Origin of the sequence: Streptomyces sp. NPDC088194 (assembly GCF_040702025.1) — a bacterium.
In the GTDB taxonomy this organism is placed as follows: domain Bacteria; phylum Actinomycetota; class Actinomycetes; order Streptomycetales; family Streptomycetaceae; genus Actinacidiphila.
The window spans coordinates 56,185-69,328 of the sequence record NZ_JBFBIV010000047.1; the positions used below are offsets into that span (position 1 = coordinate 56,185).

Genomic DNA, 13,144 nt, shown 5'->3' on the forward strand with positions numbered 1-13,144 from the left:
GGACGGGACCCCTCGGTGGCCGGCGTCATCTACCGGGCACTCGCCGAGCGCGCCAAGCGGGGCAGGCCGGCGGCGACGAGGAGGGCGGCTGCGGCGAGGACGGCCGCGTCGACGCCGAGCGCCAGGTGGAGGCCGGAGAGGAAGTGCGGGCGGGCGGCGGCGAGGGCGGAGAGCAGCGGGATGCCGATGGTCATGCCGACCTGCTGCGAGCTGGTCACCAGGCCGGTGGCCAGGCCCTGTTCGTGGTCAGGCAGGCCCGAGGTCGCGGTGATGCCGTAGGAGACGACGACCAGCAGGTGGCCGACGCAGGCGAGGGAGACCGCGGCCAACGCCAGCCAGGTGCCGGCGGAGCCGGGGCCGAGCAGCAGGAGCGGGAGCGTGAGCAGCGCCTGCACGGCCAGCCCGGTCAGCACGGTGGCGCGGGCGCCGATCCGGCCGATGACGCGGGCCGCGGTCATCCCCGTGACCGCCGCGAACACGCCCTGGACGCCGAAGACCAGGCCGGTGCGGAACGCCGACAGCCCGCGGACCTCCTGGAGGTAGAGGGTGAGCAGGAAGACCACCGAGCTCATCATCGAGAACGTGGCCAGCCCGGCCAGGTTGCCGAAGGCGACGCTGCGGCGGCGCAGCATCGCCAGCGAGACCATCGGCTCCGCGGCCCGCGACTCGACCAGCGCGAACGCGCCCAGCAGCAGCGGCCCGAGCACCAGCGTGACGATCACGTCGGCGCCGCCGAAGCCGTGTTGCGCCGCGGTGGACAGCGCGTAGATCAGCGCGAGCAGCCCGCCGGTGACGGTCACCGCGCCCGGCACGTCGATCCGCGGCCGGCCCGGGTGCCGGGACTCGGTGAGCAGGCCCGGCGCGGCGGCCAGCACCAGCACCGCGACGCCCGCGAGCAGCCCCATCGTGGAGCGCCAGCCGAACGCGTCGGTGAGGGTGCCGCCCAGCACCACGCCGATGGTGAAGCCCAGCGACAGCAGGGTGCCGCTGATCCCCAACGCCCTTTCCCGCTGCGGTCCTTCGGGGAAGGTGGTGGTCAGCAGGGACATCCCGGTCGGCACGACCATCGCCGCGCCGAGCCCCTGGAGCGCGCGTGCGGCCAGGAACGCCGCCGGGTTCCACGCCAGCGTGGCCAGCAGCGACGCGACCGCGAACAGCGCGAGCCCGGTCAGGAAGAGCCGGCGCCGCCCGTAGAGGTCCGCGATCCGGCCGAAGAGCAGCAGGAAGCCGCCCGACGGCAGCGCGAACGCGGTCACCGCCCACTGGAGGTTGGCCCGGCTCATGCCCAGGTCGGCGCCGAGGACGGGCAGGGCCACGTTGAGGATGGAGAAGTCGAGCGCGACCATGAACTGGGCCGCGCACAGCACGAAGAGGATCAACTTGGCGCGTGCGCCGAGCTGTTGGCCGGGTGCTGTCGGGGTGGCCGTGGCCGTGGTCGTGGCCGTGGTGGCCGTGGTCGTGGCGCCCGCGCCGGTCGCCGGAGTCGCGCCGGTCCTGGCGGTCGGTGCCGAGGGTGCCGCGGGCGTCGCGGGTGTCGTCGGTGTCGCCGGTGTCGTGGTGGAGTCGGTTGGCATACGGCCACCCTCGGCCGGTCCGGCCGGCTGTGGGGAGCCGCGGTTTATGCTGGTGGTCGTACCACCAGCCGGGCCGACGGCCGAGGGGGAGCCAGTGGCGGGGACGACAGCGACGACAAGTACGGCGCCGGGTCGGCGGCGGCGCGAGGAGCTGCGGGAGTTCCTGATGACCCGGCGTGCCCGGGTCTCGCCCGTGGAGGCGGGTCTGCCGGAGGGCGGCCCGCGGCGGCGTACGCCGGGGCTGCGGCGCGAGGAGGTCGCGGTGCTCGCCGGGGTCGGGGCGTCCTGGTACCAATGGCTGGAGCAGGGCCGCGACATCACCGTATCCCCGCAGGTGCTGGACGCCGTCTCGCGGGTGCTGCGGCTCAACGGCCCCGAGCGGCGCCACCTTTACGTGCTCGCCGGGCTCAACCCGCCGCTGCCGGAGCCCGCTTCGGAGATCGACCTCTGCGCGGGCCTGTACCGGCTGCTCGACGGCTGGATGCCCTACCCGGCGCACATCATGGACGCCTACTGGAACATCGTGGCCTTCAACGAGGCCGCCGGGCAGGCGTTCGGCTTCAGCACCGAGGACACCAACTGCCTGGTCTCCTTCTTCACCAACCCCAGCTACCGCGGCATGGTCGAGGACGCTGACTCGGTGGCCCCCACCGTGGTGGCGCAGTACCGCGCCGCCACCTCGGAGTTCCCCGACGACGAGGGCTTCCCCCGGATCGTCGCCGAAGTCTCCGCGCGCAGCCCCGAGTTCGCGAAGCTGTGGGCGCGCGGGGACATCGAACCGAGCGGGCAACTGGAGAAGCGGCTCGCCCACCCGCTGGTCGGCGCGATGTACTTCGAGAGCACCCAACTGCGGCTGCCGATCCGGGCGGACCTGATCGTCGTGATGCACAGCCCGCTCGACGCCGACACCAAGTCGAAGCTGGCGTGGCTGGCCACGCCCGAGGGCCGGCGCGGCTCGCTCACCCCGGTGCGGGACGAGCGGGCGAGCTGAACTCCCCTTCCGCGGAAGCGGATCTGCCTGCGGCAAGGCTACGGAAGGGCCTCGTCCCGGGCCCCGTGCAGGACCGCCAGCGAGTCCGCGGGGGTCAGCGCCGCGTCCCGCAGCAGGTCGAAGGCGAGCCGCAACGCCTCGACGTCCTCGGGCTCGTCGATGAGGTGCCCGCTCCAACTGCTCTGCGTGTAGGCGAGAGTGCGGCCGTCCTGGAAGACGATGAGTTCCAGGGAGCTGCGGATGTGGTGCGGTCCGGTCCCGAACGGCACGACCTGTAGCGACACATCGGGTTGCTGCGCCGCCGTGATCAGGCGCTCCATCTGCCCCGTCCACGTCTGCGGATCACGCGCCTTGCGCCGCAGCACCGACTCGTCGATCAGGGCGCGGTAGTGCACCGGGTTCGGACCCGCGAGCCGCTCCTGCCGGCCCAGCCGCGCCGCGACCTGCCCGGCCAGCTTCTCGATGCTGTGCGGGCGGGCGGTGCGCAACTGTTCCTCGGCGTACGCGCGGGTCTGGAGCAGGTACGGCACCGCGCTCACGGCGTACTCCTGGATGCTCACGGCGTCCGCCTCCAACGGGGCCAGCCCCAGGAAGGGCCTGTCCTTCGCCTCCCGCTTGGCCAGGTGCCACAGCTTCACCAGCAGCGTCCCGGTCCCGTACACCTTGTCCAGCGCCGTGGCCGACTCCAGCGTGCCGAGGCGCTGCCCCCGCTCCAGCCGGTGCAGGTAGGACTGCTCGTACATGCACAGCGCCGCGAGTTCCATCAGCGTCAGCCCCGCCTGCCGCCGCCGGTAGGCCAGTTCGCTCGCGTACACCTCCCGCGCGGACAGCCACTCCCAGTCGATGACGTCCTCGTTCCCGTTGCTGCTCCCGCCGTCCATACGGCTCTCCTCTCTCTACGGTGTCCTGCCGGTGGTGGTGCCCTACGCCTCGCGTCGCACGGTGGACCTGCCGGGCTTTCGGGCGAGCGGCCTGATGTTCGCGGGCGCCGTCGTCCACTCGATCCCGCCGCCCTCGGGCCGCAGGAAGAGGAGGCCGCCCTCGGTCCCCATGTAGACGCCGTTGCGCTGACGTGGCCCGTCATCCCAGACCAGCTCGCCGAGTTGAGGCGTGTGCACGGCTCCCACCGGCTTCGGCCGAGGCTCTCTCCGGAGCATGCCCCGCTCCTCTCTGTAGTGGAACCACTACCGGGAGGCGTTACTGTCCTCTAGAGTCAAAACGTCATCAACTTGTAGGTATGGAAAGAAAGGTTTCCAAAGAGGTGGTTAATCGCAAGGAGTTGGACCCCGAGAGCGGTCCGGAGGCTGCCTTCGGCGCACGGGTCCGCAGTTCGCGGGAGGCCCGTGGGTGGAAGCAGGAAGACCTCGCGATGGAGACGGGATACTCCAGCACGCACATTTCGGCCGTGGAAACTGGCCGCAAGGTGCCAACTCTTCGTTTTTCGCGCAGTGTTGACATAGCCTTCGGCATCGGCGAGACGGCGGACGCCTTTGAGCGCGAGTGGCGCCAGATCCGGCACGGATCGCTCCTGGAGGGCTTTCCGCACTACGTCGGGTACGAGGCCCGGGCGGTCGAGATCCGGGTCTTCGAGATTGGCATCGTCCCGGGCCTGTTGCAGACGCCGGAGTACGCGCGGGTGCTGGCGGACAGCTCGGTGCGGCGAGGGGCCATCACGCCCGAACAGGCGGATGAACGCGTCGCGTTCCTGGCCGAGCGGCAGGAGGCGCTGGTGCGGCCTCGACCGCCCATGGTGTTCGTGATAATGGACGAGAGTTGCGTCCGTCGGCCCATCGGCGGTCCTGGCGTCATGGATGCACAACTGGCGCGGTTGATCGAGTTCGCCGAGCTGCCGAACACACTGCTCCAGATCGCCCCGTTCGAGATGGGTGAGCGCCGATCGCTCAACCTCTCGATCAACCTCCTGACACTGGCAGATCGTTCGGTGCTCTGCTATGCCGAGTCCCAGACGCAGGGGCACTTGGATCGGGAGAGCGTGTCCGTGGTGCCTATGCTGACCGCCTATCATCAACTCCAGGCTGAAGCGCTGTCGCAGGCGGCGTCTGTGGCCATGATCAGCCAGCTGCGAAAGGGCACCCCGTGACGACCGAAACCCCTCGTTGGTTCAAGTCCTCATACAGTGACAACGGCGGCACATGTGTTGAGGTCGCGGCCAATCTGATCGAAGCGCGTGGCGTGGTCCCCGTCCGTGACTCCAAGGACCCCCAGGGGCCCGCCCTGGTCTTCCCGGCCGATGCGTTCGCGTCATTTGTGGCCGGTGTGAAGTCGGGCGAGTTCGGCACCGTCTGATCGTGGGGTAGCCATCCTCTGTGCCGTCCATCCGGGCGGCGCAGGGCCACCCCCGAGAGGGCACCGTGATGACCGAGTCCCCGTGTTGGTTCACGTCCTCGTACAGCCAGAACGGCGGGACATGTGTTGAGGTCGCGGCCGATCTGATCGAAGCGCGTGGTGTGGTCCCCGTGCGTGATTCCAAGGACCCGCAGGGGCCTGCCCTGGTCTTCCCGGCTGACGCGTTCGCTTCGTTCGTGGCGGGCGTCAAGTCCGGTGAGTTCGGCTCCGTTTGATCCCGTTCGCACCCCTGAGCTGTGGATCACCGTCCGCCGCGTTGGACCGGCGGCCAAGGTGACGGGCACCGAGCCCGGTGAACTCGACCTCCACCGCAGGGTTCTCATCGTCCGCGCGATCGACGTCCTGCGGTGGGGCGCCGCGGAACGGCGGGGTGCCGCCAGGGCCTCAGTGGCGCTGGGGGCACCGACGCCGCACAGGTCGGTCCTCAGGCGGATGCGGCGTCCAGGGCGTGGAGTTCGGCGTCGGAGAGGCGGAGGTCCTTGAGGGCGACGAGCGCCGGCACCTGGTCCACCGTTCGCGCGGAGGCGATCGGCGCGGCCACGGTGGGCTGTTGGGCCAGCCAGGCGAGGGCGACGGTGGCCAGTTGGGCGTCGTGCGCCGCCGCGACCTCTTCCATGGCGGCGAGGACCGTGTTGCCGCGCTCGCTGTCGGCGTAGCCACCTGCCAGTCCGGGCATGTTGCGTACGCTGTCCACCGTGTGGCCGGGCCGGTACTTCCCGGTCAGGAAGCCGGAGGCGAGGGCGAAGTAGGGGACGCAGGCCAACCCGTCCCGCTGGGCGATGTCCCGGCGCTCGCCCTCGTAGGTGTCGCGGGAGACGAGGTTGTACTGGGGCTGGAGAACCGTGAAGGCCGCCAGGTTCTCGCGGTGGGCGAAGCGAAGCATGGCGTCGAGACGTGCCGGGCCGACGTTGGACGCCCCGAGGGCGCGTACCTTTCCGGCACGCACCAGTTCGTCGAGCGTGGTGACGATGTCCTCGACCGGCACCGACTCGTCGTCGAAGTGCACGTAGTACAGGTCGATCCGGTCGGTGCCCAGACGCCGCAGCGAGTCCTCGGCGGCGGCCTTGACGTTGGCGGGCTTCAGGCCCTTGCGCTCCGGACTGTCACCGACCTTCGTGGCGATCACGACGCCGTCGCGGTTGCCGCGGGCGGAGACCCACTCGCCGATGATGCTCTCGGACTGGCCGGCCTGGTTCCCGGGGAAGTGGTACATGTACGAGTCCGCGGTGTCGATGAAGTTGCCGCCCGCGGCAGCGTAGGCATCGAGCACGGCGAACGACTGCTCCCGGTCGGCCGTCCAGCCGAACACGTTTCCGCCCAGACACAGCGGGGCGACGGACAGCCCCGACCCACCCAAGTTCTTGTGATCAGACATGACTTCATTCAACACCCGTCGCGCATGTTCTCGATCGAGGAGCGACCGCGTCCGCGGTGACCGCGCCGTCGGTCAGTTGCTGATCGCCGGGGCGGCGCGCAGATAGGTCTCGTCGGTCACTTGGCCGAGCAGGAAGGCGGCCATGTCGGCGCGGCTGAGGGAGAGGCCCACCACCCCTTGGCCGTAGTGCCCGACCTTGATGTCCCCGGTGGCCGGCTGGTCGTTGAGCTTGGCCACGCGGACCAGTGTCCAGTCCAGGTCGCTGGCGCGTACCGCCTCCGCCGCGGAGCGCACCTCGGCCCAGGGCCGGGGCGCCACGGTCCTGACGAACCGGACGAGCGCCGTGACCTTGAGGTCGGGCCGATCGGCCGGGTCCGCAACGCTGCAGGTGGACACGGCCACGAGGCGCTTGACGCCCGCGGTGTCCATGGCGGCGATGATCCTGCGGGTCGCGGTGCTCTCGGAGCCGACCCCCTCGATGACGGCGTCGGCGGTGCGGACCGCTTCCAGGATCGCCTCGTCGTCGTCGAGTTGTCCGGGGGCTACGGAGAGGTTGGCGTGCGTGACGCGGAGCTTGCCGGGGGTGCGGGCGTAGGCCGTGACCGTGTGTCCCTCGTCGAGGGCCCGCCGCACCAGTAACTGGCCCATCCGGCCGGTCGCGCCGAAGATCGTGATCTTCATGGTGGGATGCACCCTCCTGAGGGAACCCGAAACCACTAAAGATTATTTACTGGCGAGCGTAGCACGACGGCTAAAATGGGCGGCATCATGAATCAGGCGGACGACCTCCAGACGGCGCGTTGCATGCAGGTCCTGTCGGTGATCGGCGACCTGTGGACACTGGCGATCGTGATGACGCTCCAGGAGTCGGGGATGCGCTTCAACGAACTTCGACGGGCCATCCCGAAGGTCAATGCGGTCACCCTGACCAACCGCCTGCGGAAACTGGAAGATGCCGGCATCGTCAGCCGGGTCGAGGAGTCGAGGAGCAAACAGTCGACCGTCTACGACCTCACTCCGTTCGGCCACAAGCTCCAGCCGATCGTCGACGCGGTCCGTGCCGTCGCCCTGGACCTGGAGCGTTCCGGGGAGGCCCCCTGAAAGCTCCAGGTCCGGGGCGACGGCCCTACGTCCTCGTCCCGCCGGCAGCCCGCGTGCGGCGGCTCGCGTGAGAGCATCCGTCCGTGAGCGGCGACCTGGAAGTCAGTGCCCTGGCGATCAACGTCACGATCCCGCAGGCGCTGCGCTGGACGGACACCCGACGCGGGGAAGCGTTCACGCTGACCACGCTCAACGTCCGGCTCCTGCCGGACGGCCACCTCGCCGTGAAGGCGTACGGCCGACCGGTCGGCGGCGGCCGGGGCGCGTACGTCTCGTTCCCCGTCCCCGACCGGCCCGAACTGGCGGCCCTGGTTGCCGACGCCGCGACCCGGGCGGGGGAGTTGTGGGCCGCGCATCGCGGGCTCGGCTGAACTCGGCCCGAGGAGACGTCATTTCGGGAACTCGGTGCCGGCTCCACGTCGACCGGCGCGCCCCGCGGCGTGCGGGGTCGGCCGCGAATTCCCTGGTGCGGTGGTCTCGGGATGCCGCAAGGTGGCCCGCATGGACTGGTTGCCACTGCTCTCCACCCTGGCCGGCGCCGCGATCGGCATCGTCACCACCCTCGTCGCGGATCGGAGCCGGTGGAAGCGCGAGGACGACAAGGAAGCCCGTCGGCTGCGGCTCGACATATACACGCAGTACACCACCACCGTGAAAGTACTCGGTGAGACGCTGCGGGCCCTGGCCCGGCGCGAGCACCCGTCCGACGACGAGCGGGCACGCGCGCTGCGCGAGGCCTTTCGGGAGTCAGGCATCGCCATCGCGTCCGAACGGATGTGGCTCGTCGCGCCCCAACCCGTCGTCAAGGCGTCCAACAGCGTGTTCCACTGCCTGCGACGCATCTGCGAGGGCTACGTCGACGGCACCGCTGTCAGCAGCCCGGAGGACCGCGCCCGCTGGGAGGCACGCGGCAAGGCGGCCGCCAGGATGCGCATGCTCATGCGCGAGGACCTCGGCGTCGGCCCGCTCGCCGAGCGCCACAGCACCGTACCCAGCGACGATGACGATCTCGCCGCCCCGTGAGCGGTCATCCGACGGCACGGCCGATCGCCGAGGCTGGTGCCGTTCCGGGCGCCGCGAACCGGTGAACCTTTCCGGTCACGACGCTAGCCGCCGAGAACCCGCTCCCACAGCAGGCTGTCGCGCCAGTCGCCGTCGAGGAGGATCGAGGAGTGCGCGACGCCGTACGGGCTGAACCCGTTGCGGCGCAGCACCCGTTGGGAGGGCAGGTTCTCCAGATGGGTGGACGCCTCGGCGCGGTGCAAGCCGAGTTCGTCCGTCATCACCCGCAGGACGAGTTCGACGGCGCGCCCGGCGTGCCCTCGGTTCTGGGCGGTCGAGGCGATCCAGTACCCGACGGAGCCGCGGCGCAGGTGCGGCTGCGGCAGGATGCCTCCGACGGTGACCTGCCCGATCACCTGGTCGTCGGCGAGCACCACGCCCGGCCAGACCGTGCCGGCCCGGTGCCCGGCCAGCAACTTCTCGATCCGCTCCGCCTGGCCGTCCGCCGTCAGGAAGCGGGCCGGCTGGGCCGGTTCCCACGGCCGGAACGCCTCGACGTCCCGCACCCGGTGCGCGGCGATCGCGGCGGCGTCGGCGGGCTCGATCAGACGAACCCGGGTGCTGCTGTCCATCGGCTGATCCTCGTCACGGCACGTCGGCTGGCCCGCCCACCCTATGAGGTGACCGTCACCCGCGACGACCTGGCTCTGAACGCCGACCGCGTCACCGGCCCCTCCGCAACGGTCACGTACACCAGCTCGGACCCCTCCGTCGCCACGGTCGACAGCCAGGGCGTGATCACGGGGGTCGGGGCCGGGACGTCCGTGGTCACCGCCCGCGCCACGATCGACGGCAAGCAGGTCCGCTCCGACCCGGTGACGGTCTCGGTGGCGGCCCAGCCGAACCCGTCGAACCCGTCGAACCGCCGGGCGGGGTGAGTGACGGGGCGGGATCGTCAGAAGCCGATGTGGCCGATCATGCCGAGCATGTTCGCGCTGGCCGAGTGGATCGACGTGGCCAGGCTGGTGTCGGCGAGGTAGAAGCCGAAGGCGCCGCAGGCCAGTGCGTGGGTCACCTTGAGTTCGGCCTTGCGGCTCAGGAAGAACGTGGCCGCGGCGAGTGCGATGACGAGGGGGAGGTGCAGCAGCATCGTCGGATCACCCCAATCTCCTCATAAGAGGGCATTGCTCATGTATGAGGTTAGGTGGGAGTCGCTGGGCGCGCATCCGCGGATACGGAGGGTGACATCTCCGCGGGGCGTCCTATGATCACGCGTATGACCGAGCCGCAGACGCAGCCGCCCGCAGCCCCCGAGAACCCCGAGGACCGCAAGCTCCTCACGCTCGCCCGCTCCGCGCGGGCCCGCAACGCCGTGCCGGAGGGCGCCGCCGTCCGCGACGAGACCGGCCGTACGTACGTGGCCGGCACCGTGGACCTGCCGTCGCTGCGGCTGACCGCCGTGCAGACCGCGGTCGCGATGGCGGTGGCCAGCGGCGCGACGTCGCTGGAGGCCGCCGCCGTGGTCACCGCGGCCGAGGAGCCCGCCGACGCCGACCGCGCGGCCGTCCGCGACCTGGGCGGCCCGGACACGCCGCTGCTGCTGGCCGGCCCGGACGGCACCGTGCGGCGCACCGTCACCGCGGGCTGAGAAACGGACGACCGTACGGACCCTCGCCCGGTCGCCCGTTCCCTACAGGGCGTCCGGGCCGCGCTCCCCGGTCCGCACCCGCACCGCCGTCTCGACCTGCACCGCCCACACCTTGCCGTCGCCGATCTTCCCGGTCCTGGCCGCCGCCACCAGCGCGTCGATCACCAGGTCCGCGTCGGCGTCCTCCACCAGCACCTCTATCCGCGCCTTCGGCACCAGGTCCACCCGGTACTCCGCGCCGCGGTACACCTCGGTGTGCCCGCGCTGCCGCCCGTAACCGCTCGCCTCGGTGACGGTCAGGCCCTGCACGCCCAGCTCCTGCAGCGCCGTCTTCACGTCATCCAGCTTGTACGGCTTGATGACGGCGGTGACCAGCTTCATGCCAGTGGGCTCCTGTCCTTCGCGGCCGGACCGAAGTGCCCGGCGCCCGCCGGGAACGGTGCCCCGCCCGCCATGCCGTGGGTGAGTACGCCGTGATCGTAGGCGGTCTCCGCGTGCACGGTCAGGTCCAGGCCGGTCCGTTCCTCCTCCTCGCTGGCCCGGAAGCCGATCAGCCGCTCGATCGCCCGCCCGAGGCCGTACGTGACCGCGAACGCGTACGCCCCGACCGCGGCCACCGCGACCGCCTGCCGGCCGAGCTGGCCGAGGCCGCCGCCGTAGAGCAGGCCGCGCGGACCGCCGGTCATGGAGGAGGTGGCGAGCAGGCCGATCAGCAGGGTGCCGACGATCCCGCCCATCAGGTGCACGCCCACCACGTCCAGCGAATCGTCCACGCCCCAGCGGAACTTCCAGCTCACCGCGTACGAGCAGAGCACGCCCGCGGCCAGGCCCACCACGACCGCGCCGATCAGGTCCACGCTGCCGCAGGCCGGGGTGATCGCGACCAGGCCCGCGACCGAACCCGACGCGGCGCCCAGCGTGGTGGCGTGGCCGTCCCTGCGCTTCTCCACCATCAGCCAGCCCAGCAGCCCGGCGCAGCCCGCCGCCTGGGTGTTGAGGAACGCCGAGCCGGCCATGCCGTTGGCGCCCAGCGCGGAACCCGCGTTGAAGCCGAACCAGCCGAACCACAGCAGCCCGGCCCCCAGGACGACCAGCGGCAGGTTGTGCGGGCGCATCGCGTCCTTGCGGAAGCCAAGCCGCGGCCCGAGCACCAGCGCCAGCGCGAGCCCGGAGGCGCCGGAGCAGACCTCGACCACGGTGCCGCCGGCGAAGTCCAGCGCGTGCAGCTTGCTCACCACCCAGCCGCCGGTGCCGAACACCCAGTGCGCGACGGGGACGTATACGGCCAGCGTCCACACCAGGACGAAGACCACCCACGCGCCGAACCGGGCCCGGTCCGCGACCGCGCCGCTGATCAGCGCGGCCGTGATGATCGCGAAGGAGAGCTCGAACGCGGCGAAGAGCGGCGTCGGCACGTGCCCGGTGACGCTGGTCGGGCCGACGCCGTGCATGCCGAGGTGGCTGAGGTCGCCGATCAGGCCGAGCCCGCCCGCGTCCGGGCCGAACGCCAGCGTGTAGCCGGCCACCAGCCACACCAGCGTGACCAGCGCGATCGACACGAAGCTCATCATCAGCATGTTCAGCACGCTCTTGCTGCGGACCATCCCGCCGTAGAAGAGCGCGAGGCCCGGTGTCATCAGCAGCACCAGCGCGGTCGCGGCCAGCAACCACGCGGTGTCGCCGGCGTTGATCGCCGCGTGGTGCGCGGCGGCGGCGGGGGCGGCGAGTGACGAGGCGGGCGGGAGGGCGTGGCCGGTGGGCAGGAGCAGCACGGAGGGGTCCCTTCGGTCGCTGATCTAGCACGAGCGTCGGGCGTGCGCGTTACCGGACGTGGGCGTACGTGTTTCGGTGGCGTTTCTTGTTGCCGCCGGGTTTCGGATTCCTCACCGCGGGACGTACGGCTCGTGTCACACCGTGTCGCGTCGTACGGGGGCGGGGGGCCGCTCGATCGAGCGGTGTCCGTACACCTCTGCGGTATCGGGGAGAATGGGGGCCATGAGCGCTCGTACCCCCTCCGACGGAACCGCCGGGTCCACCGCGACCCCGCCGCACCGGTCCGGCTTCGCCTGCTTCGTCGGCCGTCCCAACGCCGGCAAGTCCACCCTCACGAACGCTCTGGTCGGCCAGAAGGTGGCGATCACCTCCAACCGGCCGCAGACGACCCGGCACACCGTCCGCGGGATCGTGCACCGGCCGGAGGCGCAGCTCGTGCTCGTGGACACCCCCGGGCTGCACAAGCCGCGCACCCTGCTCGGCGAGCGGCTCAACGATGTGGTCCGCACCACCTGGGCCGAGGTCGACGTGATCGGCTTCTGCCTGCCCGCCGACCAGAAGCTCGGCCCGGGCGACACGTACATCGCGCGCGAGCTGGCCGGGATCAGGAAGACGCCGAAGGTGGCGATCGTCACGAAGACCGACCTGGTCGACCACGACCAGCTCGCCCGGCAGCTCATGGCGGTGGACCGGCTCGGCCAGGAGATCGGGCTGGAGTGGGCCGAGATCGTGCCGGTCTCGGCGGTCGGCGACCAGCAGGTGGGCCTCCTCGCCGACCTGCTCGTCCCGCTCCTCCCGGAGGGCCCGCAGCTCTACGCCGAGGGCGACCTCACGGACGAGCCGGAGCAGGTGATGGTGGCCGAGCTGATCCGCGAGGCGGCGCTGGAAGGGGTGCGGGACGAACTGCCGCACTCCATCGCCGTGGTGGTCGAGGAGATGATTCCCCGCGAGGGGCGGCCCGCGGACAAGCCGCTGCTCGACATCCACGCGAACCTCTACATCGAGCGGCCCAGCCAGAAGGGCATCATCATCGGGCCCAAGGGGGCCCGGCTCAAGGAGGTCGGGACGAAGTCGCGGCAGCAGATCGAGGGGTTGCTGGGGACGCCGGTGTTCTTGGACCTGCACGTGAAGGTGGCGAAGGACTGGCAGCGGGACCCCAAGCAGTTGCGCAAGCTGGGGTTCTGAGACCCACCGGGGTGCCCCTGGCCGCGGGTTGAGGGACCACCTGCCGGTGGGGGCTGGTCGCGCAGTTCCCCGCGCCCCTTGGTCTGTGCGGCTCCTTCCGCGGCAGAACGCCGGGCGCGGGGAACTGC

19 protein-coding genes are annotated in these 13,144 nt (G+C 71.1%); 10 read left to right on the top strand and 9 right to left on the bottom strand.

The features are described from left to right. Positions 1 to 29: 29 nt before the first annotated feature. Positions 30 to 1,574, bottom strand: a complete 1,545-nt coding sequence (locus tag AB0399_RS24655; protein WP_366412824.1) for an MFS transporter — start codon at positions 1,572 to 1,574, stop codon at positions 30 to 32. A 166-nt stretch (positions 1,575 to 1,740) separates the two neighbouring features. Here AB0399_RS24655 and AB0399_RS24660 point away from each other — a divergent pair, with 166 nt between their 5' ends. Beyond that, positions 1,741 to 2,565 carry a helix-turn-helix transcriptional regulator gene (locus AB0399_RS24660; protein WP_366412825.1) on the top strand — a complete coding sequence of 275 codons (825 nt, stop codon included), beginning with the start codon at positions 1,741 to 1,743 and terminating at the stop codon, positions 2,563 to 2,565. A 38-nt stretch (positions 2,566 to 2,603) separates the two neighbouring features. Here AB0399_RS24660 and AB0399_RS24665 read toward each other — a convergent pair whose 3' ends face one another. Both AB0399_RS24665 and AB0399_RS24670 read right to left on the bottom strand, forming a co-directional pair. Beyond that, entirely contained in the window at positions 2,604 to 3,446 is an 843-nt protein-coding gene (locus tag AB0399_RS24665; protein WP_366412826.1) for a helix-turn-helix transcriptional regulator, read from the bottom strand. 42 nt (positions 3,447 to 3,488) lie between these two features. After that, a complete protein-coding gene (locus AB0399_RS24670; protein ID WP_366412827.1) occupies positions 3,489 to 3,722 on the bottom strand; it encodes a hypothetical protein in 234 nt (77 codons plus the stop codon). Positions 3,723 to 3,802: 80 nt separating this feature from the next. On the opposite strand from AB0399_RS24670, the gene AB0399_RS24675 reads away from it, so the two are divergent. From AB0399_RS24675 to AB0399_RS24685, 3 genes are all read left to right on the top strand, one after another. Next, positions 3,803 to 4,666 (top strand): Scr1 family TA system antitoxin-like transcriptional regulator, encoded by an 864-nt coding sequence (locus AB0399_RS24675; RefSeq protein WP_366412828.1) that lies wholly within the window; start codon positions 3,803 to 3,805, stop codon positions 4,664 to 4,666. After that, entirely contained in the window at positions 4,663 to 4,872 is a 210-nt protein-coding gene (locus AB0399_RS24680; protein ID WP_329369571.1) for a DUF397 domain-containing protein, read from the top strand. The genes AB0399_RS24675 and AB0399_RS24680 overlap by 4 nt, the downstream gene beginning before the upstream one ends. A 65-nt stretch (positions 4,873 to 4,937) precedes the next feature. Beyond that, a complete protein-coding gene (locus AB0399_RS24685) occupies positions 4,938 to 5,147 on the top strand; it encodes a DUF397 domain-containing protein (RefSeq protein ID WP_366412829.1) in 210 nt (69 codons plus the stop codon). A 209-nt stretch (positions 5,148 to 5,356) separates the two neighbouring features. Here the strand turns inward: AB0399_RS24685 and AB0399_RS24690 are convergent, their stop codons facing one another. Both AB0399_RS24690 and AB0399_RS24695 read right to left on the bottom strand, forming a co-directional pair. Next, positions 5,357 to 6,307 (bottom strand): aldo/keto reductase, encoded by a 951-nt coding sequence (locus AB0399_RS24690; protein WP_329369575.1) that lies wholly within the window; start codon positions 6,305 to 6,307, stop codon positions 5,357 to 5,359. Positions 6,308 to 6,379: 72 nt separating this feature from the next. Next, positions 6,380 to 6,988, bottom strand: a complete 609-nt coding sequence (locus AB0399_RS24695; protein WP_366412830.1) for an NAD(P)H-binding protein — start codon at positions 6,986 to 6,988, stop codon at positions 6,380 to 6,382. A gap of 87 nt (positions 6,989 to 7,075) precedes the next feature. On the opposite strand from AB0399_RS24695, the gene AB0399_RS24700 reads away from it, so the two are divergent. From AB0399_RS24700 to AB0399_RS24710, 3 genes are all read left to right on the top strand, one after another. Continuing rightward, positions 7,076 to 7,408, top strand: a complete 333-nt coding sequence (locus AB0399_RS24700; RefSeq protein ID WP_328463910.1) for a helix-turn-helix domain-containing protein — start codon at positions 7,076 to 7,078, stop codon at positions 7,406 to 7,408. 83 nt (positions 7,409 to 7,491) lie between these two features. Beyond that, positions 7,492 to 7,779, top strand: coding sequence for a hypothetical protein (locus AB0399_RS24705; protein ID WP_328463908.1), 288 nt, complete (start codon positions 7,492 to 7,494; stop codon positions 7,777 to 7,779). Positions 7,780 to 7,909: 130 nt separating this feature from the next. Next, positions 7,910 to 8,431, top strand: a complete 522-nt coding sequence (locus tag AB0399_RS24710; RefSeq protein ID WP_366412831.1) for a hypothetical protein — start codon at positions 7,910 to 7,912, stop codon at positions 8,429 to 8,431. Positions 8,432 to 8,514: 83 nt separating this feature from the next. Here AB0399_RS24710 and AB0399_RS24715 read toward each other — a convergent pair whose 3' ends face one another. Further along, a complete protein-coding gene (locus tag AB0399_RS24715; protein ID WP_366412832.1) occupies positions 8,515 to 9,042 on the bottom strand; it encodes a GNAT family protein in 528 nt (175 codons plus the stop codon). Positions 9,043 to 9,090: 48 nt separating this feature from the next. On the opposite strand from AB0399_RS24715, the gene AB0399_RS24720 reads away from it, so the two are divergent. Next, a complete protein-coding gene (locus AB0399_RS24720; RefSeq protein WP_366412833.1) occupies positions 9,091 to 9,348 on the top strand; it encodes an Ig-like domain-containing protein in 258 nt (85 codons plus the stop codon). A 17-nt stretch (positions 9,349 to 9,365) separates the two neighbouring features. Here AB0399_RS24720 and AB0399_RS24725 read toward each other — a convergent pair whose 3' ends face one another. Beyond that, positions 9,366 to 9,560, bottom strand: coding sequence for a hypothetical protein (locus tag AB0399_RS24725; protein WP_328463900.1), 195 nt, complete (start codon positions 9,558 to 9,560; stop codon positions 9,366 to 9,368). Between the two features lie 114 nt (positions 9,561 to 9,674). On the opposite strand from AB0399_RS24725, the gene AB0399_RS24730 reads away from it, so the two are divergent. Then, positions 9,675 to 10,058 (top strand): cytidine deaminase, encoded by a 384-nt coding sequence (locus AB0399_RS24730; RefSeq protein WP_328463898.1) that lies wholly within the window; start codon positions 9,675 to 9,677, stop codon positions 10,056 to 10,058. Between the two features lie 42 nt (positions 10,059 to 10,100). Here the strand turns inward: AB0399_RS24730 and AB0399_RS24735 are convergent, their stop codons facing one another. Both AB0399_RS24735 and AB0399_RS24740 read right to left on the bottom strand, forming a co-directional pair. Then, positions 10,101 to 10,439 (bottom strand): P-II family nitrogen regulator, encoded by a 339-nt coding sequence (locus AB0399_RS24735; protein ID WP_328463896.1) that lies wholly within the window; start codon positions 10,437 to 10,439, stop codon positions 10,101 to 10,103. Continuing rightward, positions 10,436 to 11,749, bottom strand: coding sequence for an ammonium transporter (locus AB0399_RS24740; RefSeq protein WP_328474064.1), 1,314 nt, complete (start codon positions 11,747 to 11,749; stop codon positions 10,436 to 10,438). Before AB0399_RS24740 ends, AB0399_RS24735 begins: the two co-directional genes overlap by 4 nt. Positions 11,750 to 12,044: 295 nt before the next feature. Between AB0399_RS24740 and era the strand changes: the two genes are divergently transcribed. Next, on the top strand, positions 12,045 to 13,016 hold the full coding sequence (gene era, locus AB0399_RS24745) for a GTPase Era (RefSeq protein WP_328463894.1): 972 nt from the start codon (positions 12,045 to 12,047) through the stop codon (positions 13,014 to 13,016). Positions 13,017 to 13,144: the final 128 nt, after the last annotated feature.